Source organism: Brevibacterium sp. FAM 27836 (genome assembly GCF_051351055.1).
Classification (GTDB): domain Bacteria; phylum Actinomycetota; class Actinomycetes; order Actinomycetales; family Brevibacteriaceae; genus Brevibacterium.
The window spans coordinates 2,906,342-2,929,552 of the sequence record NZ_CP195711.1; the positions used below are offsets into that span (position 1 = coordinate 2,906,342).

Annotated in this window: 24 protein-coding genes and 1 riboswitch; of the genes, 16 read left to right on the forward strand and 8 right to left on the reverse strand. The window is 67.1% G+C overall.

Going from position 1 to position 23,211, the window contains the following annotated elements:
- Nucleotides 1-93 precede the first annotated feature (93 nt).
- The 4 genes from ACSE4D_RS13005 (at nt 94) to ACSE4D_RS13020 (ending at nt 4,481) form a co-directional block, all read left to right on the forward strand.
- On the forward strand, nt 94-1,188 hold the full coding sequence (locus ACSE4D_RS13005) for a LacI family DNA-binding transcriptional regulator (RefSeq protein ID WP_135540310.1): 1,095 nt from the start codon (nt 94-96) through the stop codon (nt 1,186-1,188).
- A 70-nt stretch (nt 1,189-1,258) separates the two neighbouring features.
- Nucleotides 1,259-2,353 (forward strand): substrate-binding domain-containing protein, encoded by a 1,095-nt coding sequence (locus ACSE4D_RS13010; RefSeq protein WP_135540308.1) that lies wholly within the window; start codon nt 1,259-1,261, stop codon nt 2,351-2,353.
- 95 nt (nt 2,354-2,448) lie between these two features.
- Nucleotides 2,449-3,273: an ATP-binding cassette domain-containing protein gene (locus ACSE4D_RS13015; RefSeq protein WP_135540305.1), complete on the forward strand. Its 825-nt coding sequence runs from the start codon at nt 2,449-2,451 to the stop codon at nt 3,271-3,273.
- Nucleotides 3,270-4,481 (forward strand): sugar ABC transporter permease, encoded by a 1,212-nt coding sequence (locus tag ACSE4D_RS13020; RefSeq protein WP_135540302.1) that lies wholly within the window; start codon nt 3,270-3,272, stop codon nt 4,479-4,481. The genes ACSE4D_RS13015 and ACSE4D_RS13020 overlap by 4 nt, the downstream gene beginning before the upstream one ends.
- A gap of 35 nt (nt 4,482-4,516) precedes the next feature.
- Here the strand turns inward: ACSE4D_RS13020 and ACSE4D_RS13025 are convergent, their stop codons facing one another.
- Nucleotides 4,517-5,023 carry an SRPBCC family protein gene (locus ACSE4D_RS13025; RefSeq protein WP_135540300.1) on the reverse strand — a complete coding sequence of 169 codons (507 nt, stop codon included), beginning with the start codon at nt 5,021-5,023 and terminating at the stop codon, nt 4,517-4,519.
- A 112-nt stretch (nt 5,024-5,135) separates the two neighbouring features.
- Here ACSE4D_RS13025 and ACSE4D_RS13030 point away from each other — a divergent pair, with 112 nt between their 5' ends.
- The 5 genes from ACSE4D_RS13030 (at nt 5,136) to ACSE4D_RS13050 (ending at nt 9,242) form a co-directional block, all read left to right on the forward strand.
- Entirely contained in the window at nt 5,136-5,600 is a 465-nt protein-coding gene (locus tag ACSE4D_RS13030; protein WP_135540298.1) for a winged helix-turn-helix transcriptional regulator, read from the forward strand.
- An 87-nt stretch (nt 5,601-5,687) separates the two neighbouring features.
- Nucleotides 5,688-5,820, forward strand: a riboswitch (TPP riboswitch).
- Nucleotides 5,808-6,722, forward strand: a complete 915-nt coding sequence (thiM, locus tag ACSE4D_RS13035) for a hydroxyethylthiazole kinase (protein ID WP_135540295.1) — start codon at nt 5,808-5,810, stop codon at nt 6,720-6,722. Its footprint overlaps the riboswitch before it by 13 nt.
- A complete protein-coding gene (gene thiE / locus ACSE4D_RS13040) occupies nt 6,719-7,498 on the forward strand; it encodes a thiamine phosphate synthase (protein WP_135540292.1) in 780 nt (259 codons plus the stop codon). The genes thiM and thiE overlap by 4 nt, the downstream gene beginning before the upstream one ends.
- Nucleotides 7,495-8,409 carry a bifunctional hydroxymethylpyrimidine kinase/phosphomethylpyrimidine kinase gene (gene thiD, locus ACSE4D_RS13045; protein ID WP_135540290.1) on the forward strand — a complete coding sequence of 305 codons (915 nt, stop codon included), beginning with the start codon at nt 7,495-7,497 and terminating at the stop codon, nt 8,407-8,409. The genes thiE and thiD overlap by 4 nt, the downstream gene beginning before the upstream one ends.
- Nucleotides 8,410-8,492: 83 nt before the next feature.
- Nucleotides 8,493-9,242, forward strand: coding sequence for a TenA family protein (locus ACSE4D_RS13050; protein ID WP_135540288.1), 750 nt, complete (start codon nt 8,493-8,495; stop codon nt 9,240-9,242).
- On the opposite strand, the gene ACSE4D_RS13055 is transcribed toward ACSE4D_RS13050, so the two are convergent.
- The 6 genes from ACSE4D_RS13055 to nadA all read right to left on the reverse strand — a co-directional run bounded on the left by ACSE4D_RS13055 (nt 9,226) and on the right by nadA (nt 15,082).
- Complete coding sequence (locus tag ACSE4D_RS13055; protein ID WP_240689867.1) at nt 9,226-9,753, reverse strand: DUF1648 domain-containing protein; 528 nt, start codon at nt 9,751-9,753, stop codon at nt 9,226-9,228. The genes ACSE4D_RS13050 and ACSE4D_RS13055 overlap by 17 nt on opposite strands.
- 58 nt (nt 9,754-9,811) lie before the next feature.
- Nucleotides 9,812-10,027, reverse strand: coding sequence for a hypothetical protein (locus tag ACSE4D_RS13060; RefSeq protein WP_135540285.1), 216 nt, complete (start codon nt 10,025-10,027; stop codon nt 9,812-9,814).
- Nucleotides 10,028-10,130: 103 nt separating this feature from the next.
- Nucleotides 10,131-11,309 (reverse strand): cysteine desulfurase family protein, encoded by a 1,179-nt coding sequence (locus ACSE4D_RS13065; protein WP_135540283.1) that lies wholly within the window; start codon nt 11,307-11,309, stop codon nt 10,131-10,133.
- A gap of 1 nt (nt 11,310) precedes the next feature.
- Nucleotides 11,311-12,174, reverse strand: a complete 864-nt coding sequence (nadC, locus tag ACSE4D_RS13070; RefSeq protein ID WP_135540280.1) for a carboxylating nicotinate-nucleotide diphosphorylase — start codon at nt 12,172-12,174, stop codon at nt 11,311-11,313.
- Nucleotides 12,168-13,799, reverse strand: coding sequence for an L-aspartate oxidase (gene nadB, locus ACSE4D_RS13075; protein ID WP_135540277.1), 1,632 nt, complete (start codon nt 13,797-13,799; stop codon nt 12,168-12,170). The genes nadC and nadB overlap by 7 nt, the downstream gene beginning before the upstream one ends.
- Nucleotides 13,799-15,082, reverse strand: coding sequence for a quinolinate synthase NadA (gene nadA, locus ACSE4D_RS13080; RefSeq protein ID WP_135540471.1), 1,284 nt, complete (start codon nt 15,080-15,082; stop codon nt 13,799-13,801). The genes nadB and nadA overlap by 1 nt, the downstream gene beginning before the upstream one ends.
- Before the next feature lie 369 nt (nt 15,083-15,451).
- Here nadA and panB point away from each other — a divergent pair, with 369 nt between their 5' ends.
- Together panB and panC are read left to right on the forward strand one after the other, a co-directional pair.
- Nucleotides 15,452-16,369, forward strand: coding sequence for a 3-methyl-2-oxobutanoate hydroxymethyltransferase (gene panB / locus ACSE4D_RS13085; RefSeq protein ID WP_135540274.1), 918 nt, complete (start codon nt 15,452-15,454; stop codon nt 16,367-16,369).
- Nucleotides 16,369-17,226, forward strand: coding sequence for a pantoate--beta-alanine ligase (gene panC / locus ACSE4D_RS13090; protein ID WP_135540272.1), 858 nt, complete (start codon nt 16,369-16,371; stop codon nt 17,224-17,226). The genes panB and panC overlap by 1 nt, the downstream gene beginning before the upstream one ends.
- Nucleotides 17,227-17,272: 46 nt before the next feature.
- Here panC and ACSE4D_RS13095 read toward each other — a convergent pair whose 3' ends face one another.
- Nucleotides 17,273-17,989 (reverse strand): LysE family translocator, encoded by a 717-nt coding sequence (locus ACSE4D_RS13095; protein WP_240689864.1) that lies wholly within the window; start codon nt 17,987-17,989, stop codon nt 17,273-17,275.
- Nucleotides 17,990-18,150: 161 nt separating this feature from the next.
- Here ACSE4D_RS13095 and ACSE4D_RS13100 point away from each other — a divergent pair, with 161 nt between their 5' ends.
- From ACSE4D_RS13100 to ACSE4D_RS13120, 5 genes are all read left to right on the forward strand, one after another.
- Nucleotides 18,151-19,110, forward strand: a complete 960-nt coding sequence (locus tag ACSE4D_RS13100; RefSeq protein ID WP_426937297.1) for a LysR family transcriptional regulator — start codon at nt 18,151-18,153, stop codon at nt 19,108-19,110.
- A 249-nt stretch (nt 19,111-19,359) separates the two neighbouring features.
- Entirely contained in the window at nt 19,360-20,427 is a 1,068-nt protein-coding gene (locus ACSE4D_RS13105; RefSeq protein WP_135540265.1) for an IS110 family transposase, read from the forward strand.
- Nucleotides 20,428-20,570: 143 nt separating this feature from the next.
- A complete protein-coding gene (locus ACSE4D_RS13110) occupies nt 20,571-21,704 on the forward strand; it encodes a GuaB3 family IMP dehydrogenase-related protein (RefSeq protein ID WP_135540263.1) in 1,134 nt (377 codons plus the stop codon).
- 31 nt (nt 21,705-21,735) lie between these two features.
- Nucleotides 21,736-22,728, forward strand: a complete 993-nt coding sequence (locus ACSE4D_RS13115) for an SURF1 family protein (RefSeq protein ID WP_135540261.1) — start codon at nt 21,736-21,738, stop codon at nt 22,726-22,728.
- A 2-nt stretch (nt 22,729-22,730) separates the two neighbouring features.
- Nucleotides 22,731-23,168: a DUF3817 domain-containing protein gene (locus ACSE4D_RS13120; RefSeq protein WP_135540259.1), complete on the forward strand. Its 438-nt coding sequence runs from the start codon at nt 22,731-22,733 to the stop codon at nt 23,166-23,168.
- The last annotated feature ends 43 nt before the right edge of the window (nt 23,169-23,211 follow it).

Here is a 23,211-nt window from a genome sequence, read left to right on the forward strand (position 1 = left end):
CGATCGGTACGTACGGCTATCATCAGTCCAGCGGCTGCTGGACTCGGCCGCGGTCCAAGTACTGAAGCAACTGGTCGACTCAAAGGTGTGGTCATGGCGAAGCGGAACGATCGGCCGACCCTGGCCACAGTCGCTGCGCGCGCCGGTGTGAGCATCAAGACCGCCTCCCGTGTCCTCAACGGGGAGAAGCATGTCGCTCAGGCGACCGCGGAGAAAGTCGAAGAGGCTGCCGCGGAACTCGGATTCCGCCTCAACCCCACGGCCCGCAGGCTGCGCGCCGGCGGGCGCTCACCCTATGTCGGTGTCGTCCTCTCCAGCGCCGACGACCCGTATCAGGCGAGGGTCTTCGCAGCGCTCGAGGCGGAACTCTCGGCCATCGATCTGCGCCCGGTGGTGACCGTGACCGGCGACGATCCCGACCGTGAGGAAACCTTCCTCGACGAGAGCCTCGCCAGCGACCTGTCCGGCCTCATCGTCGTGCGGTCCCATCCTGAAGCGACCGGAATCTACACCCGCGCCGCGTCCACCTCCGGCACACGGATCGTGTCTTTCGACCCCGGGGTCCGCGGCGAGGGGATCGGCATCGTCGCCGGTGACGAGATCGCCGCCGGATTCCGGGCCGCCCAACAGCTGCTCGACCACGGGCACATCGCCCTCGGGGTCATCGGTGATCACTCGACGAGCATCATCACCACCCGCCGGCTCGAAGGAATCCGCTCCGCATTCGCCGGCCGCCACGACGTCGGTTGGCGGGCCTACGTGCGCGAAGACGCCCATGACGAAGCGAGCGCGAAGAACGTCGTCGCCGCCTGGCTCGGCTCCCGCAGCGCCCCGAGCGCGCTCATCACCCTCTCGGGCACACTCACCCAAGGAGCCATCGACGCCTGCCGCCGACTCGACGAATGGCCGGCACTCGTCGGCATCGACGATTTCCCCACCGCCGAACTCCTCGACGTCACGGTCGTCGACCGTGATGTCGAGGCGATGGCCGCCGAGGCGGTCCGACGACTGCGGGGTGCGCACGGGAAGGACGACGGCCGCCTCGGCGACCGTGCCGGTGTACGTGGCGGCCGCCTCGGTGACGGGGGAGAAAAGGGACAAGATGTCTTTCCGGTCCAGGTCATCGCACGTGGCAGCGGTGAGGAACGACCTGAGGCGCGAGGAAGAATTCTGCCGCGAAACAGTTGACACCGGGGTCCGATCAGCGAATCATATTCATCAGCCTGACAACGTTGTCAGAATGATTGAAAGGTTCACAATGAGGCACAACCTTAAGTCCCACAGGAAGCTGGCCCTCTTCGGTGCCTCGGTCGCGATCGGCGCCCTCGCGCTCAGCGGCTGCGGCAATCAGAAGGGCCAGGGCAACGACGAAGCCGACAGCGGTTCCGGAGGCGACGGGGACGTCACCATCGCGCTCCTGCTGCCGGAGTCGAAGACCACTCGGTATGAGTCGCTTGACAAACCGAACTTCGAGAAGTACGTCGTCGAAGCCAACCCTGATGCCAAGGTCGAATACCGCAACGCCAACCAGGATGCGACTCAGCAGCAACAGCAGGTCGAAGCCGCGGTGACCGAAGGCGTCGACGCCATCGTCCTCGACCCCGTCGACGCCTCGGCTGTGGCCTCGGCGCTGTCGAAGGCTGAAGCGAAGAAGATTCCGGTCATCGCCTATGACCGCTTCTTCGACGGAGCCGACTACTACACCTCCTTCGACAACAAGAAGATCGGCAACCTGCAGGGACAGGCCGTCCTCGACGGACTCAAGGATGCCGGCGTCGATCCGAAGTCGGGACCGGTGTGGATGGTCAACGGCGACCCGAAGGACCCGAACGCCGCGGACTTCAAGGCCGGTGCCGAAGAGACCCTCAAGGGCGCGGGCGTCGACATCGCGGCCAGCCACGACACCCTCGACTGGAACCCCGACGACGCTCGCCAGTGGGTCGAGGGCCAGCTGCAGGGCAAGGGTGAGGAACCGATCGCGATCTACTCGGCCAACGACGGCACCGCCGGCGGCGTCATCGCCGCGACGAAGAAGGCAAAGGTCGATCCGGTGATCACCGGCCAGGATGCCGAGGTCGACGGACTGCAGAACATCCTCAAGGGTGACCAGTACGCCACGATCTACAAGTCGATCCCACCGCAGGCCGAATTCGCCGCTGAAGCCGCGATCGCTCTGGCCGGCGGTGAGGATGTCGATGCGGGCACGACGTACAAGGACACCCCGACGGACTTCGTCGAGGCGAAGGTTGTCACCAAGGACAACATCAAGGACATCGTCGGTGATCAGATCAAGGCCTCCGACATCTGCTCCGGAAACGTCGAGAAGCTCTGCGACGAAGCAGGCGTGAAATAACCCGTGCGCAAAGCCGCGCGCAAGGCCCGACCTCGTGCCGGCGACCACCTCGGTCGCCGGCCGGCGAGGTCATCGACAGCGACAAGTAGGAACAGATGACATCTGAGACACCCGAACCGGCTCCCGCAGAAGCGTGGGCGCCGGGAAGCGGAACGGACACCGTGCTCGAACTGCGCGGAATCAACAAGCGGTTCGGCGCCGTCCAGGCTCTGACCGATATCCATCTCACCGTCGGCCGCGGCGAAGTCGTCGGACTCGTCGGCGACAACGGTGCCGGCAAATCGACCTTGATCAAGGTCATTGCCGGAGTCCACGGTGCTGATGAGGGCGAACTCCTCATCAATGGGGCGGCGCAGAAGTTCTCCTCGCCGAAGGATGCGCAGAAGGCCGGAGTGGCCACCGTGTTCCAGGACCTCTCCCTGTGCGAGAACCTCGACGTCGTGGCCAACCTCTTCCTGGGGCACGAGAAGACCCGCAGCGGAGTCCTCGACGAGGTGTCCATGGAAGCGAAGTCCTGGGAGCTGCTGCGCAGCCTGTCGGCGAAGATCCCGAGCGTGCGCGTACCGATCGCCGCCCTCTCCGGCGGTCAGCGGCAGACGGTCGCGATCGCCCGGTCCCTCCTCGGCGAACCTTCGCTGGTCATGCTCGATGAGCCGACTGCGGCGCTCGGTGTGGCGCAGACCGCCGAGGTGCTCAACCTCATCGAACGGCTCAAGGAACGCGACCTCGGGGTGCTGCTCGTCAGCCACAACATGGCCGATGTGCAGGCGGTGTGCGACCGGGTGCACGTGCTGCGTCTGGGCAAAGACGCTGGCGACTTCCCGGGAGACGAACGCACCGATGTGCTCGTGGCAGCGATCACCGGAGCCAGCGACAACGTTGTGACCAAACGCGCAGCACGAAGGGGTGAGCGTCGATGACCCGCAATTCCTTCATCACCGATGAGCGGATCTCGTCCGAAGGCATCGTCAGCACATTCATCCGCCGCGTCAAAGAGGGCCAGCTCGGGTCATTCCCGGTCATCCTCGCCCTCGTCGTCATCGTCATCGTCTTCCAGACCGCCGACAGCAATTTCATCTCCCCGGCCAACCTCGTCAACCTCTCGACGCAGGTCGCATTCCTCGCGATCCTGGCACTGGGCATCAACCTCATCCTGCTGCTCGGCGAGATCGACCTCTCGCTTGCGCAGCTCGGCGGCCTGGCCGCCTCCCTGCTCGGTGTGCTCGTGGTCAGGCAGGGTGTGCCGCCGGCGATCGCGCTGATCATCATGCTGCTGCTCGGCCTCGTCGTCGGTGCGATCCAGGGATGGTTCTTCGCCGTCGTCGGCATCCCAGCCTTCGTCGTGACCTTGGCCGGCCTGCTCGCCTTCACCGGTCTGACGCTGACGACCCTGGGTACACAGAAGAACCTGTCGATGTCGGACACCTTCGCCTTCGATTTCGCCAGCTACTACTTCCCGGCGGTCTGGGCCTATGTGTTCGGGGCGATCGCGATCATCGGCTTCGGAGCAGGCATCATCTACTCGAAACTGCGCCGTCACCGCGAGGGACTCAATGCACCGAGCTGGACCTCGGTGATCGTGCGCATCGTGCTGCTGACCGCGATCGTGTTCGGGTTCCTCGTCCTCGTCAACCAGGACTTCGGCCTGGCGATGCCGTTCTTCCTCATGATGGTCATCGCCATCGGCATCGATCTCGTGCTGCGCAAGACCCGTTACGGCCGTTCGATCTACGCCGTCGGCGGCAAGGTCGAGGCGGCCCGACGCGCCGGCATCCGAGTGACCTGGGTGCGCATCAGCGTATTCATGGCCGCCGGCGTGCTCGCAGCGCTCTTCGGCTTCGTCAAAACCGGTGTGACGACGAACGCCGGATCGACGCTGGTGAGCACGCAGGACCTGCTCAACGCGATCGCCGCAGCCGTCATCGGCGGCACCTCGCTCTTCGGCGGCCGCGGAACCGCGTGGGCGGCCGTGCTCGGTGCGCTGGTCGTCGGCGCCATCAACAACGGCCTCTACCTCATCGGCTTCAACTCCGATGCGCAGCAGATCATCACCGCGCTCGTCCTGCTCACCGCCGTCGTCATCGACGCACTCAGCCGCCGCGGCCAGAGGTACGTCGGCCGCGGTTAGCCGAGAGCCGTCCGTCCTCGGGTATGGTCCGGCGGTCAGGCGTCGGAGAGCAGACTCGCTTCGACTGCCGGAGTGATCGGGTCTCCCGCGCCCGTGGTGATGAGCCGGTGAAGGCTGTCGTGGGCATTGCGCGTCCACCCCTGTGCGCAGCCCTCATGGCAGGCCAGCATCGGGGTCAGCCCCACATGGGTGAAGGTCAGCTGGGCACCGGAGCCGGCCGGTTCGATGTCGAAGCGCACGGTCGTCCCGGCCCATTCATCGACGTCCTCACCCGCTCCGAAACGATTGTCGAGGATCCTCCAAACGACGCGTTCGCCGGGGACGAGTTCGGTGACCTGCACGCGAGTGGTGTGGATCTGCGGCACCGTATAGACGAATTCGCCGAGGCGGTCGGTCGCGCCGTCGATGCGCTGCGACCACCAGCCCCGCACATTCGTCACGGCGGCGTAGACCTCCTGCGGTGACTGCGGCACCTCATAGGTGAAGGTGAAATCCGACGATGACATTGCGTCGGGCGTAGATGTGGGATGTGCTGTGGTCATGGCGAGGCTCCTTTGCCGTTGTCTGCCGATCGCAACTTGTATCAAACAAGTTGGTGAAGTGATGATCCCACGCCTGATTTCATCATGCAAGTATCAAGGTAGAATCATTCTCATGCTGGGCAGAACGTATGACAACGAAGTGTGTTCCATTGCGCGCTCGCTCGAGATCGTCGGCGAACGGTGGAGCCTGCTGATCATCAGGAATGCGCTGTTCGCGGGAGTCACCCGCTTCGGTGACTTCCAGAAACGGCTCGGAGTGGCGACCAATGTGCTCACGACCAGGCTCGATGGCTTCGTCGAGGCGGGGATCATGTCCCGGGACTCGGGGTCCGGCGGGGTCGAATACCATCTCACCGACAAGGGGCGTGATCTGCGCGGAGTGCTCATCGCGTTCACCGACTGGGGCGATCGTTGGCAAGCCCCTGCCGGGCGGCCGATCATCTACCGGCACGATGACTGCTCGGGTGAGGTGCATAGTTCGATCCGCTGCGATGCCTGTGGTGAGGAACCTGACGCCGTCACCGCCTCGAAGGGTCCGGGCATGCCGGAGGAGAAGTGGTCGCACCGAACTGACTGACACAGGCACCCGATACGAATGGGTGCTGGCAGGTGCCGGGGTGGAGCTGAGGGGTCGCCCGTGTCCGACGGGGCTGATAGAGTCGAAGCCAATGACATGGGGTGCCTCATGACGTTCCGCTCGGGCCGAGAAGTCCACGCGGAGTTCGGCGAGGCTGAGAGAACACCCATCGAACCTGATCTGGGCCATACTAGCGAAGGGATCGTCATGGTTGACTTCGACCTGCGTTCTGCCAATGCGCGACTGCGTGCAAGCAATCCACTCATCCAATGCATCACGAACACCGTCGTGCAGCAATTCAGCGCCAACGTGCTCCTGGCCATCGGTGCCTCCCCGGCGATGCTCGACCACGAAGCCGACGCCGGGCAGTTCGCCGGCATCGCCAGCGGCGTCCTCATCAACTTCGGCACCGCCTCGAACCACCAGCTGCTCGCCGCCGATGCCGCCATCGACGTCGCCAACGCGGCCAGCAAGCCCTGGGTCCTCGATCCGGTGAGCGTCGGGGCCGTCGACTTCCGCACTTCCCGCATCCGTCGTGCCGCCGCCGACCACCCGACCGCCATCCGCGGCAATGCCTCCGAGATCGCCGCGCTGGCCGGAGTCGGCCTCGGCGGACGCGGAGTCGACTCCACCGATGACGTCGATGCGGTCCTTCCCGCCGCCGCGAAGCTGGCCCGAGAAACCGGGGCGATCGTCGCAGTCTCCGGACCCACGGACGCGATCGTCGCCCACATCGACGGCGCCGACCATGTCGCCCGCATCGCCGGCGGCCACGAATACATGCCGCTGGTCATCGGCACCGGCTGCTCGCTCGGAGCCGTCACCGCCGCCTACCTCGCCGCCGCCCGCGGTGGACTCGCCGATCCCGACGCCGACGCCTCGGCGGTGAACGCATCGGAACACACCACGAGCGGTGAGGCCGCCTCGGCGAGGTTCGAAGCCGTCGTCGCCGCCCACGCCCACTTCGCGGTCGCCGGCGAAGACGCCGCCGAGGGAGCCAAAGGACCGGGCAGCTACTCGGTGAACTTCCTCGACGCACTCCACAGCGTCGACGGCGACCGGCTCGCACATGCCAGGGTCAGCCTCGACGCACTCGCCGCGGACGAAGGCGCGCGGGCATGACCGCCGGATCCGCGCACATCACCGACGATCTGTGCAACGCGGCTGACACCGACCGCTTCGTCGGCATCGACACCCGCCTCTACCTCGTCACCGACTCCGCCCAGTGTGAGGCGGCCGGTCGCACCGTTGCCGAGACGGTCCAGGCCGCGGTCTCCGGGGGAGTCGGCATCGTCCAGGTCCGCGACAAAGACATCGATGACGGCGAGTTCTACTCGCTCGCCCGTCAGGTCATCGCCGCCGTCGACACCGCCACCCGCGGCACCGACCGCATCGTGCCCGTCGTCCTCAACGATCGCGTCGAGGTGGCCCGCCGCCTCATCGACGAGGGCGAGACCATCCACATCCACGTCGGCCAGACCGACACCACCGTCACCGAGGTGCGCGCCGCTGTGGGGGAGGCGCCGCTCATCGGTCTCTCGGCCGCCACCAGCGCCGAATTCGCCGCCGCCCGGGCCACCGGCGTCGTCGACCTCGTCGGCATCGGTCCGGTCTATGACACCACGACGAAGGCCGACGCACCCGACGGCATCGGACCCGACCGCCTCGGCGAACTGGTCGCAGAGGCCGGCATCCCCGCCGTGGCGATCGGCGGAATCACCGCCGACCGAGCTCCTGACCTGAGCGGACGCGGGCTGATCGGGATCTGCGTGGTCTCGGCGATCTGCCTGGCCGATGATCCGAAGGCCGCCGCCGAAGACCTGCTGTCTGCATTCGCGGGACGCGATCACGACGGCCGCGCGGACAGCGCAGGCAGCACCGCCGGCGGCCAGGCATGAGCACGCGCCCGCCGATCACCCTGACCATCGCCGGCACCGACCCCAGCGGGGGAGCCGGAGTCCACGCCGACCTCAAGACCTTCACCGCGCGCAAGACCCTGGGCACGAGCGTCATCACCGCCCTCCTCGCCCAGAACACGCACGGGGTGTCTCGGGTCTACCCGATCGACGATGACTTCGTCGCCGACCAGTTCGACTCCGTGCTCGAAGACATGCCCGTCGACGCCGCGAAGTCCGGGATGCTCGGCGGCCGATCCCTCGTCGACCTCGTCGTCGCCCGCGCCGCCGAAGGCCTGCTGGGCTTCTACACCGTCGATCCGGTAATGATCGCGACCTCGGGCCATCGCCTCCTCGAGTCTGACGCCGTCGACGCGGTCCGCACCCACCTGCTGCCCGTGGCCGACCTCATCACTCCCAACCTCCCCGAGGCGGCCCTGCTCCTGTCCGAGGACGAACCCGAAGCGCAGACCCCCGACCAGATGCGTGACCAGGCGCTTCGCCTGCTCGAACGTGGGCCCGGCGCCGTCCTCCTCAAGGGCGGGCACGGCAGCGACGGAGACGTCACCGACATCCTCGCCACCCGGGACGGTTCGGTCCGCGAGTTCACCCACCCCCGCGTGGCTACCGCGAACACGCACGGAACCGGGTGCACCCTCTCGGCCGCAATCACCGCCGAGGTGGCCGTCCTCGGCCGTGAACGCGCAGCATCGGCGAACGGGGGCGCGGGAGCGGCCGTGACCGGCACCCCCGAGATCGGGTCCGAGCTCCTCGGCGATGCTGTCAGCAATGCCCTGGATTTCCTCGCCCGGGCTCTCAGCTCGGCCGCGGGCTGGCAGGTCAGCCTCGACTCGGATGGGGCACACGGACCCGTCGACCATCAGGTCGACATCGTCCGCGGGCAGCCTTCCTGACCGACCGCTCACCGCACGGTCGGGCACCCCATCTGACCAACACGAATCACAACCGCACGTCACACGAGTACATAGGAGTTCCCATGACCGTCGATTTCTCTGCCGGACCCCAGACCGCTCAGCTCTGGGACCGTGTCCGCCCCATCATCGAACAGATCGAAGACCTGCCGTTCCTCGCCCAGCTCGCCGACGGCAGCCTCGACGTCACGGCGTTCACGAACTACATCATCCAGGACGGCATCTACCTCAACGGCTACGCGAAGGCGATGTCCTTCCTCGCCGCAAAGACCGTCGACCGCGACGAGTCACGCTTCTGGGCCGGCTCGGCAGCCGAGGCGATCACGGTCGAGGAAGGCATGCACGAAGAGCTGCTCGCCGATTCGCGACTGGCGGCCGCACATGCTGAACTCACCGGCGGCAGCGCGGGCGCCAAGGCCTCACCGACGGCGCTCGGCTACGTCTCGTTCCTCATCGCCACGGCCGCCAGCCGCTCCTACGGCGAAGGCGTCGCCGGAGTGCTGCCGTGCTTCTGGGTATACGCCCACATGGGCAAGGTGCTCGTCGAGCAGGCCGGTCAGATGGCCGATGACCACCCGTACCGGACCTGGGTGCAGACCTATGACTCACCGGAGTTCGACGAATCGACCCGTCATGCCGTGGTCATCCTCGAACAGGAACTCGCGAAGGCCCCGGACGAGGAGGCGGCACGGATGCGGGCGGCGTTCGAACAGGCATGTGTCTACGAACTGCACTTCTGGGCCTCGGCACACGCGATGCAGAACTGGGACGCCTCCGTCTTCCTGCCGCAGGGCGGGCTCACCTCGGCGGGCTGAGCCGGCGGACGAGGTTGATGAGAGCCGCGGCGGTGATGATGAGGAAGACGCCTGTGGGAATGAACGTCATCCCCGTCGGCATCGTCGCCCCGCGCCCTTCGCGCATGATCATCACAAGCACCGACGTCAGCAGCAGTGCCAGGGCGCCGCCGGTGATGCGCATGAACTGCATGAGGCAGTCATAGAGGTAGGTGTGCTCGCCGCTGTTCAGCCAGTAGTCCTTGAACGGGATGTTGATGATGGAACTCGGAAGCTTCTCCCAGATCCAGCGGCTCGAAAAGAGCAGGGGAAGACCGACGCCGATCGGCACGAGCCAGCCCAGCGTGCCCGCCTTCGACGACCAGTCGTCGGGCTGTCCCGAGGAATCGAAGTGGCTCGCGACGGTGTCCGGAGCCTGAACCCAGAACCAGACGGCGAAACCGATGAACACGAGGACCGAGACGACCGCGAACACGAGCGCAGCGAACTCGCCCATCGGGGACCGGCGCGGATTCGGAGAGGAGGACGTCACCCTGTCACTCTAACAACAGGGACAGTCCTGTCGATCAGCGGCAGGCGCGAGCGACAACTCAGGCGCGAGCCGAACCCGAAGGATCCTCAGGGTAATGGGTGATCGGTCCGAACGACCCGAGCGCATGCCATCCGCGGCGCAGCGTGGTCCACAGGAGCACGTGGTCGACCTCCATGAGAGGGACGCGATCATGTCTCGGGCAGGCGTATCGCCCGATGAAGAACACGATCGTCGAGAACATCACGGCAATCATGAATAGAATCAGCAGATCCATGGTGGCCCCCTCACACCCGGTACGAATGCGTGATCCTATTTTCTCCCCGACGAGCAGATAATGATAGGGGCGTCTCGCCTGGTGAGTGTGAGAGTGGACACAATCACGTGTAGCTGACGGCGAGGCTCTCGGCGGCTTCTGCGACAGCCAGGGCAGCGGCCCGACCCTGGTCCGCTGTGATGGTCGATGGGAAGGTGAAGCGGACGCTGGTCTGCGCGACGTCGGCCTCGATGCCCAGCGCAGTGAGCACATGCGAGGCCTCATCGGACCCGACCGCGCAGGCCGATCCGCTCGATGCCGTGACACCGAGGCGCTCGAGTTCGAGGAGGACGGCCTCCCCGGAGGTGTTCGAGAAGCAGAACGACGCGTGGTTCGGTGTCCGTGCGTCCGGACTGCCGGTGAGGAAGGCGCCCGGAACCGCTGCCAGGATCGCGGCGATGAACTCATCGCGGATGGCTCGGACACGGGCGGCGGCTTCGGTCCGCTCCGCCTCGGCGAGTTCGAAGGCGGTGGCGAAGGCGACGGCAAGGGCCACGTTCTCCGTGCCCGAACGGCGTCCCGCCTCCTGCCCGCCGCCGTGGATGAGCGGTTCGACGGGAACGCGGGCGCGGATCGCGGCCACTCCGATGCCCTTCGGCGCCCCGACCTTGTGCCCGGCCAGCGTGAGCGCATCGACGCCGAGTCCGGACAGCGGCAGCCACCCGGCGGCCTGCACCGCATCCGTGTGGAAACGGGCACCCGCCTCGTGCGCGGCCGCGGCGAGAGCCGGGATGTCAGCGACCGTTCCGATCTCGTTGTTCGCGTAGCCGAGGCTCACCAGCGTGGTGTCCGGACGGATGGACTCGGCCAGGGCCTCGGGCGTCACGGTCCCATCGGGGTGCAGGTCCACCTCGGTGATGGTGAAGCCGTGGACGCGAGAGAGGAACTCCGCCGAGGCGAGCACCGCCTCGTGCTCGATCGCCGAGGTGACGATATGTCGCCGAGGCGGCCGTGGGGTCCCGTCCGACTGGCCCTGCGTCTGTGCGCCGAGGGCGATGCCGAGGATCGCGAGATTGTCCGCTTCCGTGCCGCCGCTGGTGAAGGTGATGTCGGTGGCCCGCATCCCCAGGACCGCGGCGACGCGGGACCGGGCATCGGCGAGGGCCTCGGCGGGCCCGCGCCCGAATTCGTGGTGGCTCGACGGGTTGCCGAAGGCACCGGCCAGGTACGGCCAGGCTGCCTCGAGGGCCTCCCGCCGCACGGGAGCCGCGGCCGCGGTGTCGAGGTAGAGGCGTCGGCTCATCTCAGTTCCCCGCAGGATTCGTCAGCACGAGGTCGAGACCGAGATCGATCGAGCGGACACTGTGCGTCAGCGCCCCGGATGAGATGACGTCGACCCCGGTGGCGGCGATCTCAGGGATCGTGTCGAGAGTGACGTTGCCGCTGGCCTCGACGACGGCGCGACCGCTGATGAGTTCGACTCCCTCGCGCAGCTGAGCCGGGGTGAAGTTGTCGAGCATGATGATGTCCGCCCCTCCCTCGAGCACCGCGGGCACCTGGTCGAGGCGATCGACCTCGACCTCGATCCTCGTCGTGTGCGGCAGGCGGGTGCGGGCCTGCCGGATCGCCTCGGCGACGCTGAGTCCCTCGCCGGTGAGGACGGCGAGATGATTGTCCTTGGCCATGACCGCATCGGAGAGCCCGAACCGGTGGTTGTGCCCGCCGCCGCAGACCACCGCATGCTTCTCGAACGCCCGCAGGCCCGGAGTGGTCTTGCGGGTGTCGACGATCCGCGCCCGACCACCGGCGGCATCGACGAAGCGCCTGGTGACAGACGCGATTCCGCTCATCCGTTGGCAGAAGTTCAGGGCGATCCGCTCGGCCTGCAGCACCGCTCTGGCAGGGCCGGAGACCGTGGCGAGCACCTCACCGGCCGTGAAGGCATCACCGTCGGCGGCGTGCAGGTCGATCGCGACGGACGGATCGACGAGGGTGAAGGCGCGGGCGAAGACGTCGATGCCGGCGAGCACCCCGTCCTCGCGTGCCCGCAGATCGGCCCGAGCCGCGGCGCCGGCCGGGATGAAGGCCTCCCCGGTGATGTCGCCCCAGGGGGCGTCCTCATCCAGGGCGAGGCGGAGCGCGGAATCGATGGTCGCGGCGGTCAGCATGCGGCGGCCTCCTCAAGCAGGCGGGGCGGGGTCGGGTCTGTGGCGGCACCGGTGGGCCGGGCGACGCCGGGCGCCGGGCTCGAGAGCGGGGCATCGGTGCGAGTATGCGCCCCGAGGCTGTGTTCACGTGCCAGCGCATGATGAGCCATGTGCTCGGCGATGAGAGTGAGATTCGCGGTTTCGATGCGCTCGACGATCGTGGTGTGCCGGCGTGGGTCGGCGGTGATCTCCACTCCGGGGGCGAACACTTCGTGCTCGCGGTTCACCGTGCCGGCCCGGTCCCGAGAGACCTCGCCGAGGCGGCCGAGCAGCGTGCGCAGGCCGCCCGCGGTGCGCTCCACGCCCAGATGATCCCAGGTCAGAGCCTGCAACTCGGGGCGAGTGAGGCCGGCGAGGCGGGGGAGGCCGGGCCGGTGTTCTGCGGACCCGACGGCGCTGGGGCGATCCGTGTCGATCGCATCGGCCGTGCGAGCGCCGAAGACCGCGCCTTCGAGCAGCGAGTTCGAGGCCAGGCGGTTCGCGCCGTGGGCCCCGGTGCAGGCGACCTCGCCCACGGCGAAGAGGCCCGCGAGGGTCGTTCGCCCCTCGAGATCGGTGCTCACCCCGCCCATGAAGTAGTGAGCGGCCGGGGTGACCGGAATGAGGTCTCGGGACAGATCGAGACCATGAGCGGCGAGGCCGGCGGTGATGCTCGGGAACCGGGCGGCCGCCTCGGAGACGGCCCGGGCATCGAGGACGCAGGGCCGACCGTGCTGAGCGGCCGACCGTCGGTGCAGGGCGAGGGCGACGACATCACGGGAGGCGAGCTCGGCCCGCTTGTCGATCTCCGGCATGAACCGGCGGGCCTGCTCGTCGAGGAGGAGGGCACCGGCGCCGCGGACGGCTTCGGAGATGAGGAACCCGGGACCGGCCAGAGCGGTGGGATGGAACTGGAAGAACTCGAGGTCACGGGCCTCGGCGCCGGCACGGAGGGCTGCGGCCAGGCCGTCACCGGTCGCCGCATCCGGGTTCGTCGTGTGGGCGAAGAGCTGCCCGGCACCGCCGGTGGCGAGTACGACGGCATCGGCGCTCAGTCGTTCGAGACGTCCGTCCCGAAGCACGGTGATTCCGGAGGCGCGGATGGGGCAGCCCTCGCGCTCGCCGGTCGTGGAGATGTCGACGAGCATGGTGTCTTCGAGCAGGCGGAGCCGCCCGGCGGCCGCCTCGGCGCGGGTGGCGGCCGTGAGCGCGGAGGCGATCTCACGGCCGGTGGCGTCCCCGCCGGCGTGGAAGATGCGGGCGAAGGAATGGGCGCCTTCCATGCCGCGCGCCCAGGCTCCGGTCTCGTCCCGGTCGAACTCGACACCGGCGGCCGCGAGAGTGAACAGCGCATCGGCACCGGAGGAGCACAGCACCTCGACGGCCTCGTCGATGCAGTGCCCGGCACCGGCGGTGAGCGTATCGGCCACATGGGAGGTGACGGTGTCATCGGGGCCGACGACCCCGGCGATCCCGCCCTGCGCCCACGCGGTGTTCGACTCACCGAGGCTGCCCTTCGTGACCACGGTGACCTCGTGGCGGCCGGCCAGACGCAGGGCGCAGGTGAGACCGGCGATCCCGGAGCCGGCGATGATGACGCGGCTCATCAGATCCGCGGCTTCGCGGCGAGCATCCGTTCCAGGGACACACGGGCGGGATCGGCCACCTCGGCGTCGACGGAGATCTGGTTGACGACCCGTCCGGCGATGAGCGATTCGAGCACCCAGGCGATGTAGCCGGGGTGGATGCGATACATCGTCGAGCACGGGCAGATGACGGGATCGAGGCAGAAGATCGTATGCTGCGGGTGCTCGGCGGCCAGCCGCTGGACGAGGTTGATCTCGGTGCCGATGGCGAATGTCGTCGGTTCGGTCGCCTCGGCGATGGCCTTCGTGATGTACGCGGTCGACCCGGACTCATCGGCGGCGGCCACGGTCTCGCGCGGGCATTCGGGGTGGACGATGACGCGGACATCCGGGTGCTCGTTCCGAGCCTTGTCGATCTGGGCGGGAGTGAAGCGCTTGTGCACGGAGCAGAAGCCCTGCCAGAGGATGACGCGGGCGTCGGTGAGCGTCTGCTCGTCATTGTTGCCCAGCGGACGGGCCGGATTCCACAGCGGCATCTCATCAAGACCGATGCCCATGTTCACGGCGGTGTTGCGGCCGAGGTGCTGGTCGGGGAAGAACAGGACGCGCTGCCCGCGTTCGAACGCCCACTCGAGCACCACCTCGGCGTTCGACGAGGTGCACACGATGCCGCCGTTGCGGCCGCAGAAACCTTTGATCGCGGCCGAGGAATTCATGTAGGTGACGGGGACGACCGGGACGCGGCCGTGCTCATCGGGTTCGGTGCCGAAGACCTCGGCGAGCTGTTCCCAGCAGTCCTCGACCTGATCGATCGAGGCCATGTCCGCCATCGAGCAGCCGGCGGCGAGGTTGGGCAGGATGACCGACTGGTTCGGCTGCGAGAGCAGGTCGGCGGTCTCGGCCATGAAGTGGACGCCGCAGAAGACGATCGCCTCGGCCTCCGGATGGTTCTGCGCGGCCCGGGCGAGCATGAACGAGTCGCCGATGTAGTCGGCGTGCTCGACGACCTCGACCCGCTGATAGTGGTGGCCGAGCAGAACGACGCGATCGCCGAGGCTCTCCTTGGCCCTGCGGATGCGGTCATCGAGCTCTTCGGCGGAGGCCTGCTTGTATTCCTCGGGGATCTCACCCTGACGTGGGGCGGCGGCCGGGATCGTGTCGGCCAGCGAGGCGCCGGGACCGTAGCCGGGGCGTTCGTCGACGTCCCACGGGGCATCGAGCAGCTCCGTCGAACACATGTCGTCGTTGGCCCCCGTGGCGGAGATGTCCTTGAGGGTGAGTTCGATCGAGGCTGTCGTAGTCATCATCGTCCTTCGCTGTGGTGGGCTGCGGGTGCGCGAGGAGCGCGAGACACCGCCCGACATGTTTTGCGCACTTGTGCGTTTAATTGTTTGCGCAGATTTGAGCTTAATCCCGTCGCTGGTCAATGCACAACTCCGTGCCGGTCGTGTCGCGGGCGGCGGAGCGGGCCGAGTTCTGCGTGGAGGTGCTGTTGCCGGGGGCTTGTGATAGCCGTGGGGCAGGGGATGGCCTAGGCTGTGGTCGGGCTCGCAATCCGAGCCGATGTGCACTGCGGTGGTCGCCCCGTGAGAGTGACCGAGGCTCCTCACCGGAGCTTCGGGCTCGACCCGCCCGCGCCCGCACCGACGACATCGCATATCCGAAGGATCCTCATGCCCGACGCGGCACACCCGAACCAGCAATCGTCCACATCATCCGCCGAGGAACCGGCTCCGTACGGAGGTCAGTCGACCCCGTCGGGAACCGGGCGAAGCGGCGCTCCCGCGGCCCCGCCTCGGCGAATCCGCACTCTCGATCTCATCAGAGCCAAGTCCGCGGGCCGGCGGTGGGCGATGCTGACCAGTTACGACCAGTACACGGCTGCATTGTTCGAGCAGGCCGGCGTCGAGGCGCTGCTGGTCGGCGATTCCGCGGCGAACAACGTCTACGGCCACGCCACGACCCTGCCGGTGACCGTCGACGAGCTCATTCCCCTGGCTCGTGCAGTCGCCTCGGCGACGACGCGCGCACTCATCGTCGCCGACCTGCCCTTCGGCAGCTATGAGATCTCCGACGAACAGGCCGTGGCCACGGCTGTGCGGTTCATGAAGGAAGCCGGAGTCCACGCGGTCAAACTCGAAGGCGGGGCGCGCATGGCCTCGCGGATCGCGGCGATCACGGCGGCGGGCATCCCTGTCATGGCGCACATCGGCTTCACCCCGCAGGCCGAGCACAACCTCGGCGGATACAAGGTCCAAGGTCGCGGGGAGGCGGGCTCGGCGCTTCTCGACGACTCCCGCGCGGTCGCCGCTGCCGGAGCGTTCTCCGTGGTCATGGAGATGGTCCCGTCCGCCCTGGCCGGGCAGGTCACCGCCGAACTCACGATCCCGACCATCGGCATCGGAGCGGGCGCCGACTGCGACGCGCAGGTGCTCGTGTGGCAGGACATGGCCGGGCTGAGTACGGGGCGGGCCCCGCGCTTCGTCAAGCGCTATGCCGACCTGCATTCCGTGCTCACCGAGGCGGTCGGAACCTATGTCGACGAAGTCCGGTCCGGGATCTTCCCCGAACCGGAGAGGGGCTTCGACTGATGGAGGTCGGAGGCATCCAGGCGCTGCGTCGGTGGCGGTCCGAGCAGACCGGGCGCATCGGCCTCGTGCCGACGATGGGCGCCCTCCACTCGGGTCATCAGGCGCTCATGGCCCGCGCCCGGGCCGAATCCGACCTGGTCGTGACCTCGATCTTCGTCAATCCGCTGCAGTTCGGCGCCGATGAGGACTTCGTCCAGTACCCGCGCCCGATTGAGGCCGATCTGAGCAAGTGCGAGGAGGCCGGGGTCGACTTCGTCTTCGCTCCTGCCCTGGCCGAGATGTATCCTTCCGCGCCCGAAGTCCGCGTCGTCGCCGGGCGCATGGGCGCGGTGTTCGAAGGTGAGGCCAGGCCCGGTCACTTCGACGGAGTGCTCACGGTCGTGGCGAAGCTGTTCAACCTCATCGACCCCGATGTCACGGTGTTCGGGCTCAAGGACATCCAGCAGTTCGTGCTGGTCAAGAGGATGATCGCCGACCTCGACTTCGATATCGAGCTCATCGGTCTGCCCGTCATCCGCGACGATGACGGGCTGGCGATGTCGAGTCGCAACGAATACCTCTCCGGGGTCGACCGCGACCGTGCCCTGGCGATTCCGCGGGCCCTCGACACCGCCGCCGAGGTGGCGGCGGGTTCGTCGACGGGTGCTGGGGGACTGCCCGGCGCCGTCGAATCGGCGGCCCGTGCCGTCCTCGAATCGGCGACCGAGCGCGGGATGCTCGAGATCATCTACCTCAGCCTCGTCGAGGCGGCGACACTGCGGCCCTGCCCCGACGACTTTCGGGGATCGGCCCTGCTGCTCGTGTCGGTGGATGTCGGCGGCACGCACCTCATCGACAATCTGCCCCTGGAATTCTGAGCCGGGCCGCAGGGAATGCGCCGTTCCGACGACCGGGGATGGCCACTCAGATCGGGATTGCGATGACAGCGATGCCGATGACGAACAGGATGAGGGTCGAGGCCGCCTCGATGAAGAAGTCGGCGCTGCGGTGCGCCATCGCCGAGGCGGCCAGGCTCGCCATGCACGCGAGCACGAGCTGATAGGCCAGCAGCACGCCGACGATGAGGGCGATGAGCACCGCATAGTCGACTCCGCTCGGCGACGCGGGCACGAGGGTGGGCAGGATCGCGAGGAAGAACAGGCCGACCTTCGGGTTGCTCAGCGAGGAGATGATGCCGCGGCGATAGGACACGAACGAGCGCAGGTGACCCCAGGCGGTCGACTCCACGGCGGTGGCGATCTCGCTGACCGGGCCGTCGAGGGGCGATTCGGGTGGGTCCGTCTGGTCGGCTGTGGACTCGGAGGTCGCCGAGTCCGCATGCAGTTCGCGACGCAGGCGCAGCGCCTGCCGGCCGGCGAGGAATCCGAGGAAGCAGAGGTAGAGCCCGCCGCCGATCTTGAGCACCTGGACCGCGGCGGGGTAGACGGTGAGCAGGGCGGAGACTCCGGTCAGCGCGAGGGCCATCCAGATCACGGTTCCCGTGGCCGTGCCGAGGGCATAGACCAGTCCGGCCTTCCGCCGCAGGGACGACAGGCGGATCGTGAGGATCGTCTCGGGTCCGGGCGTGACCGCCAACGCGGCGGCGGCGCCGGTGATGGTGAGGATCTCGGGTCCGGTCACGGCTGTCCTCCTGATGCAGTGGGGTGAAGCGAGCCCCGCGGGTGGGGAGACGCATCTCCTGGGGCACGTCTCCATTGTCGGGGGTGCCAACAATCGGGAAAAGCAATTGATCGTGAACGAACATCAGGCGATACCGAATGGTTTCCGGCTACGATGCACGTATGTGGGATCTCAACCGGCTCCGGATCTGGCGCGCGGTCGTGGCCACCGGGTCTGTGGTCGCGGCCGCGAAGAACCTCAACTACACGCCGGCGACGGTCAGCCAGCACATCACGACCCTGCAGAAGTCCGTCGTCGCACCCCTGTATCGGCGGTCGGGCCGCGGCATCGAGATCACCGAGTTCGGTCGGCGGCTGGCCGAGGAGTCCGGGGAGGTGTTCACCTCGGTGGCCAGACTGGACGACCTCGTCGAGAATTTCCGCAACGTCAGCCGTCCCCGACTGCGGATCGCCGCATTCACCTCGTTCAATGCTCGGCTGCTGCCTGGGATCATCGAATCCGTCGCCCGCGACCACCCGAACCTGCGCTTCGACATCCAGCTCAACGAACCGGCGAAGAATCGGCGCAGTCACTGCCTCATCGAGATCCGGGCCGAGGTCCCGCAGGGCGGGGAGACCCGGCTGCCGGAGATGACGCGGATTCCGCTCTTCGACGATGACTACCGGGTTGTGGTCTCCGAGCGGCACGAATTCGCGGAGCTGGCGACAGTGCCGTTCAAGGATCTCGAAGACCAGCATTGGGTCGACTATGACATGTGGGCGGGTCCGTCGAGCAAGGTCGTCGATCATGCGTGCGCGGCGGCCGGTTTCGAACGCAAGAGCTTCGCAGCCTGCGAGGACGACTTCGCCGCGCTCGCCCTCGTCGCGTCGAATCTGGCGATCACGGTGCTGCCGGGGCTGTCGACCCTGCAGCTGCCGCCGGGGCTCGTCGCCGTCGACCTCACCGATCCCGTGCCGATGCGTCGGGTCGTCATGCATGTGCGCGACCGGGAGGCGCACCTGCCGCATGTGCGGGCCTTCGTCGCTGCCGCTGAGGACGTCGCCGCCGCCCACCTCCCTCCCAGAACTACTGTGAGTATTGATAGTGGCTGGTCTGGGACTGGCTGGCAGAGTAGGAACTGACCGTCCCATCGATCATCATGACCCGCAGAACTACTGACTCGAACGATGTCCTCGTCGGGATCTGTCTGATGATCGGTGGGCGGTCGGCACCGGCTCGGCCCACATCGATAACTTGATCAGAAGGTTGTCCGTTCCTGACCGAACGTGACTCATCACAGTAGTGTTTCGACGTGACTATCTCCCGGACCGGAGCCGACCGTTCGACGGTCGGACCTCATCCGTTCTGACACAGGAGAATCACGAACCGTCATGACTATCATCTCGCATTTATACGCGTTTGTCGTTGGCGTCGACACCCACGCGAAGAACCACGTCTACAGTGTCCTCACCAACACTGGTGAGCACGTCGACACTGCTGCATTCCCGACCACGAAAGCTGGCCTGAAACGGGCGCTGCTGTGGGCCGGTCGCCGTACCGGCGGGGACCTCGACACCCTGTGGGTGATCGAGGGTATCGGCACTTACGGGGCGATCCTTGCCGACCATGTTGCCGACAACGGGTACACAGTCGCCGAGGCCGCCAGCATGAATGCTCGTGACCGGCATGCCACGGGCAAGGATGACCGGATCGATGCCCGACGGATCGCTGGCACGGTCCTGTCGATGGATGAGTCGCGGCTGCGGTTCCCCCGGCAGGCTGATGGGCCGCGTCAGGGACTGCAGGTCCTGGTCAAGGCGCGGGAGTCCATGACCCGGGAGAAGACCCGGACTGTCAATGCGCTCACCGCGCTGTTGCGTACTCATGACCTCGGTATGGATGCGCGTCGGAAACTGTCGGTCGTCAAGATCCACGCGGTTGCGAAGTGGCGGATCAGGAACGAGTCTGTGGCACTTACCGAGGCTCGTCGGGAAGCGATTCGGTTAGCCAAACGCGTCGTCGAAGTCGATGCCGATATCAAGGACTACGCCACCCGGATCGAAGCTTTGGTCAAGGACAGCCCGGCTGCGGTGTTGCTGGCTGAGCCGGGGTTTGGTCCGATCACCGCGGCTGTGTTCTACCTGGCGTGGTCGCATCCTGGGCGGGTGCGTTCAGAGGCTGCGTTTGCGAAGCTGGCGGGGGTCAGCCCGATACCGGCGTCGTCGGGGAATGTGGTGAGGTTCCGGCTTAATCGCAGTGGTGATCGTCGGTTGAATTCTGCGTTGTACATGGTGGCCATCACGCGGCTTTCTCACCAGAAGAGGTCCCAGGCATACATGGCTAAACGGCTTGGCGAGGGGAAGACGAAGAAGGAGACCATCCGGTGCATGAAGCGTCACTTGGCCCGTTCTGTGTATCGCATTCTCGAGGCCACGAACTCGATCGGCCAAGCCGCTTGACAGACATAGAAGGATCCTGACGGCGGCCCAGCAACTTGGCGCGAGGTTGCTGAGCCGTCGTCAGGTAGTTCTGGGAGGGAGACGCTGCGTTCCTCATAGTGGGCTGAGACCTGGCGCAGAGGGTGGTGGGATAGGCTGTTGGCGTGAGTTCTGAAATCGAAATCGGCAAAGGCAAGCGCGGCCGTCGCGCCTATTCGCTCGACGACATCGCCATCGTCCCCGCTCGGCGCACCCGCGACCCCGAAGACGTGTCTCTGAGCTGGCAGATCGATGCCTACCAGTTCGACCTGCCCTTCATCGGCGCCCCCATGGATTCGGCGATGTCGCCGGAGACCGTCATCGCCCTGGGCAAGTTCGGCGGACTCGGTGTGCTCGACCTCGAGGGACTGTGGACCCGGTACGAGGATCCCACCCCGCTGCTGGCCGAGATCGCCCAGCTGCCCAGCGAAATGGCGACCTCTCGGATGCAGGAGCTCTACTCCGCACCCATCCAGGCCGAACTCATCACCGCCCGCCTCGAGCAGATCCGTGAGGCCGGAGTCACCGTCGCCGGAGCGCTCACCCCGCAGCGGACGCAGGAGTTCTACAAGACCGTCGTCGATGCCGGTGTCGACATCTTCGTCATCCGCGGCACCACGGTGTCGGCCGAGCACGTCTCGACCCACACCGAACCGCTCAACCTCAAGCAGTTCATCTACGAACTCGATGTGCCCGTCATCGTCGGCGGTGCCGCCACCTACACCGCGGCCCTGCACCTCATGCGCACCGGTGCCGCCGGCGTCCTCGTCGGCTTCGGCGGGGGAGCGGCGGCCACGACCCGCAAGACCCTGGGCATCCACGCCCCGATGGCCACCGCTGTCGCCGACGTCCATGCCGCCCGCCGCGACTACATGGACGAATCCGGCGGACGCTACGTCCACGTCATCGCCGACGGCGGGCTGGGCACCAGCGGTGAGATCGTCAAGGCCTTCGGCGTCGGCGCCGATGCCGTCATGCTCGGCACCGCTCTGGCCCGAGCCACCGAGGCTCCTGGGCGCGGCATGCACTGGGGTGCCGAAGCCCACCACCCGGACCTGCCGCGCGGTCACCGGGTCGAACTCGGCACCGTCGGCAGCCTCGAGCAGGTGCTCTTCGGGCCCGGCCGCACCGCGATCGGCGAACTCAACCTCGCCGGTGCCCTGCGCCGCGCTCTGGCCACCACCGGCTACCTCGACCTCAAGGAATTCCAGCGCGTCGACGTCACCGTCTCGCCCTACCAGACTGGCTCGGTGGTCTGAACTGTTCCGCCTGGCTCTGACCCCCAAATGGTTGGGGTCCCTGCTCCTCGTCCTGGTGCTCGTCACCTGCTTCGTCGGTCTCTCCGCATGGCAGGTCGACCGGGCCCAGCACAAGAACGAGGTCGCGGACTCCGCCGGCATCGACGAGGTCAAGGACTTCAACGAGGTGATGGATGCCCAGGCCCCGATGCCCGGCATCCTCGCCGACCAGCGGGTCAGCCTGACCGGCCACTGGATCCCCGACGCCCAGGTCGTCGTCCCCGGCCGCATGCAGGACGATGAGTCCGGGTACTGGGTGGTCACGATGTTCGCCCCCGACGACGCCCACCTCGGCGAGGGCGTCAGCGCCGCAGGCGCCGATGAGAAGACGATCGCGATTCCGGTCGTCCGCGGATTCACCACCGACGAGGATGCCGCCATGTCCTCGCGTGCGAAGCCGGGCGATGTCGAACTCACCGCCCGGATCGGTCCGATCGAAGGGCCGGAACCCGGCAACGACCTGCCCGAGGGGCAGGTGCGCACGGTCTCGACCTCACAGATCATCAACATGTTCCCCGATCTGCTCACCTATTCCGGCTTCCTCATTCCCGAGAAGGCCGACGGGGCGGCCGCCTCGGTGGGCACCGATGGGCTCGCCCAGGTCCCGACCACGACGACCCGCGATGAGGGCGGATTCGATCTGCAGTCGGCGGTGTACGCCATCGAATGGATCATCTTCGCCGCCATGGCCCTCTACATGTGGTTCCAGCTGCTGCGCGACGACTTCGTCCGGCGCCGCCTCGGCGAGGATTCTCAGGATCCGGAGAACCGGGTCGAGTATGTTGTCGTCAAGCCCGCCGGCTCCTCGGCCATCGACCCCGAGGTGATGTCGGGCCTGACCGGACTGCCGGCCCACCGCCACGGCGGGAAGAAGCCCGGGAAGAAACCGGGGAAGAAGCCGGGGAAGAAGCCCGGATCGGCCACCGATACGAGCACGACCGCAGACACCAGCAACACCGATACCCGCACGACCGGAGGAAACTGAGCGTGAGCGAAGAACACGAGTCCTTGGACTCCCGCCCCGACTTCGATGAGTCGAACGTGTGGAGCGTCAAACGCTTCACCTCGGCGCGCAATGCGCTGAAGTTCTACCGGGTGATGGCATTCATCACCGGTACGATGCTGCTCATCCTCACGGTCGAGATGATCTACAAGTACCTCATCGCCGCGGACTCGGCCACGGCCCTGAACTTCGGCGGCTTCAACCTCGCCGCGGCCATCGCGATCTGCCACGGCTGGTGCTACGTCGTCTACCTCATCGGCTGCTTCTGGCTCAACCAGCAGATGCGCTGGAGCCTCGGCCGTTACCTCATCCTCGCGCTCGCCGGCGTCGTGCCCGTGATGTCGTTCATCCTCGAACGTCGTATCCACCGCCAGGTCGACGCGGAACTCGAAGCCGCCGTCGTCGTCGCTCCCAAGAGCTGAAGGGCGCGCGAAACCCCGAATTCGGGTGTCGCCTCGCCGGCGC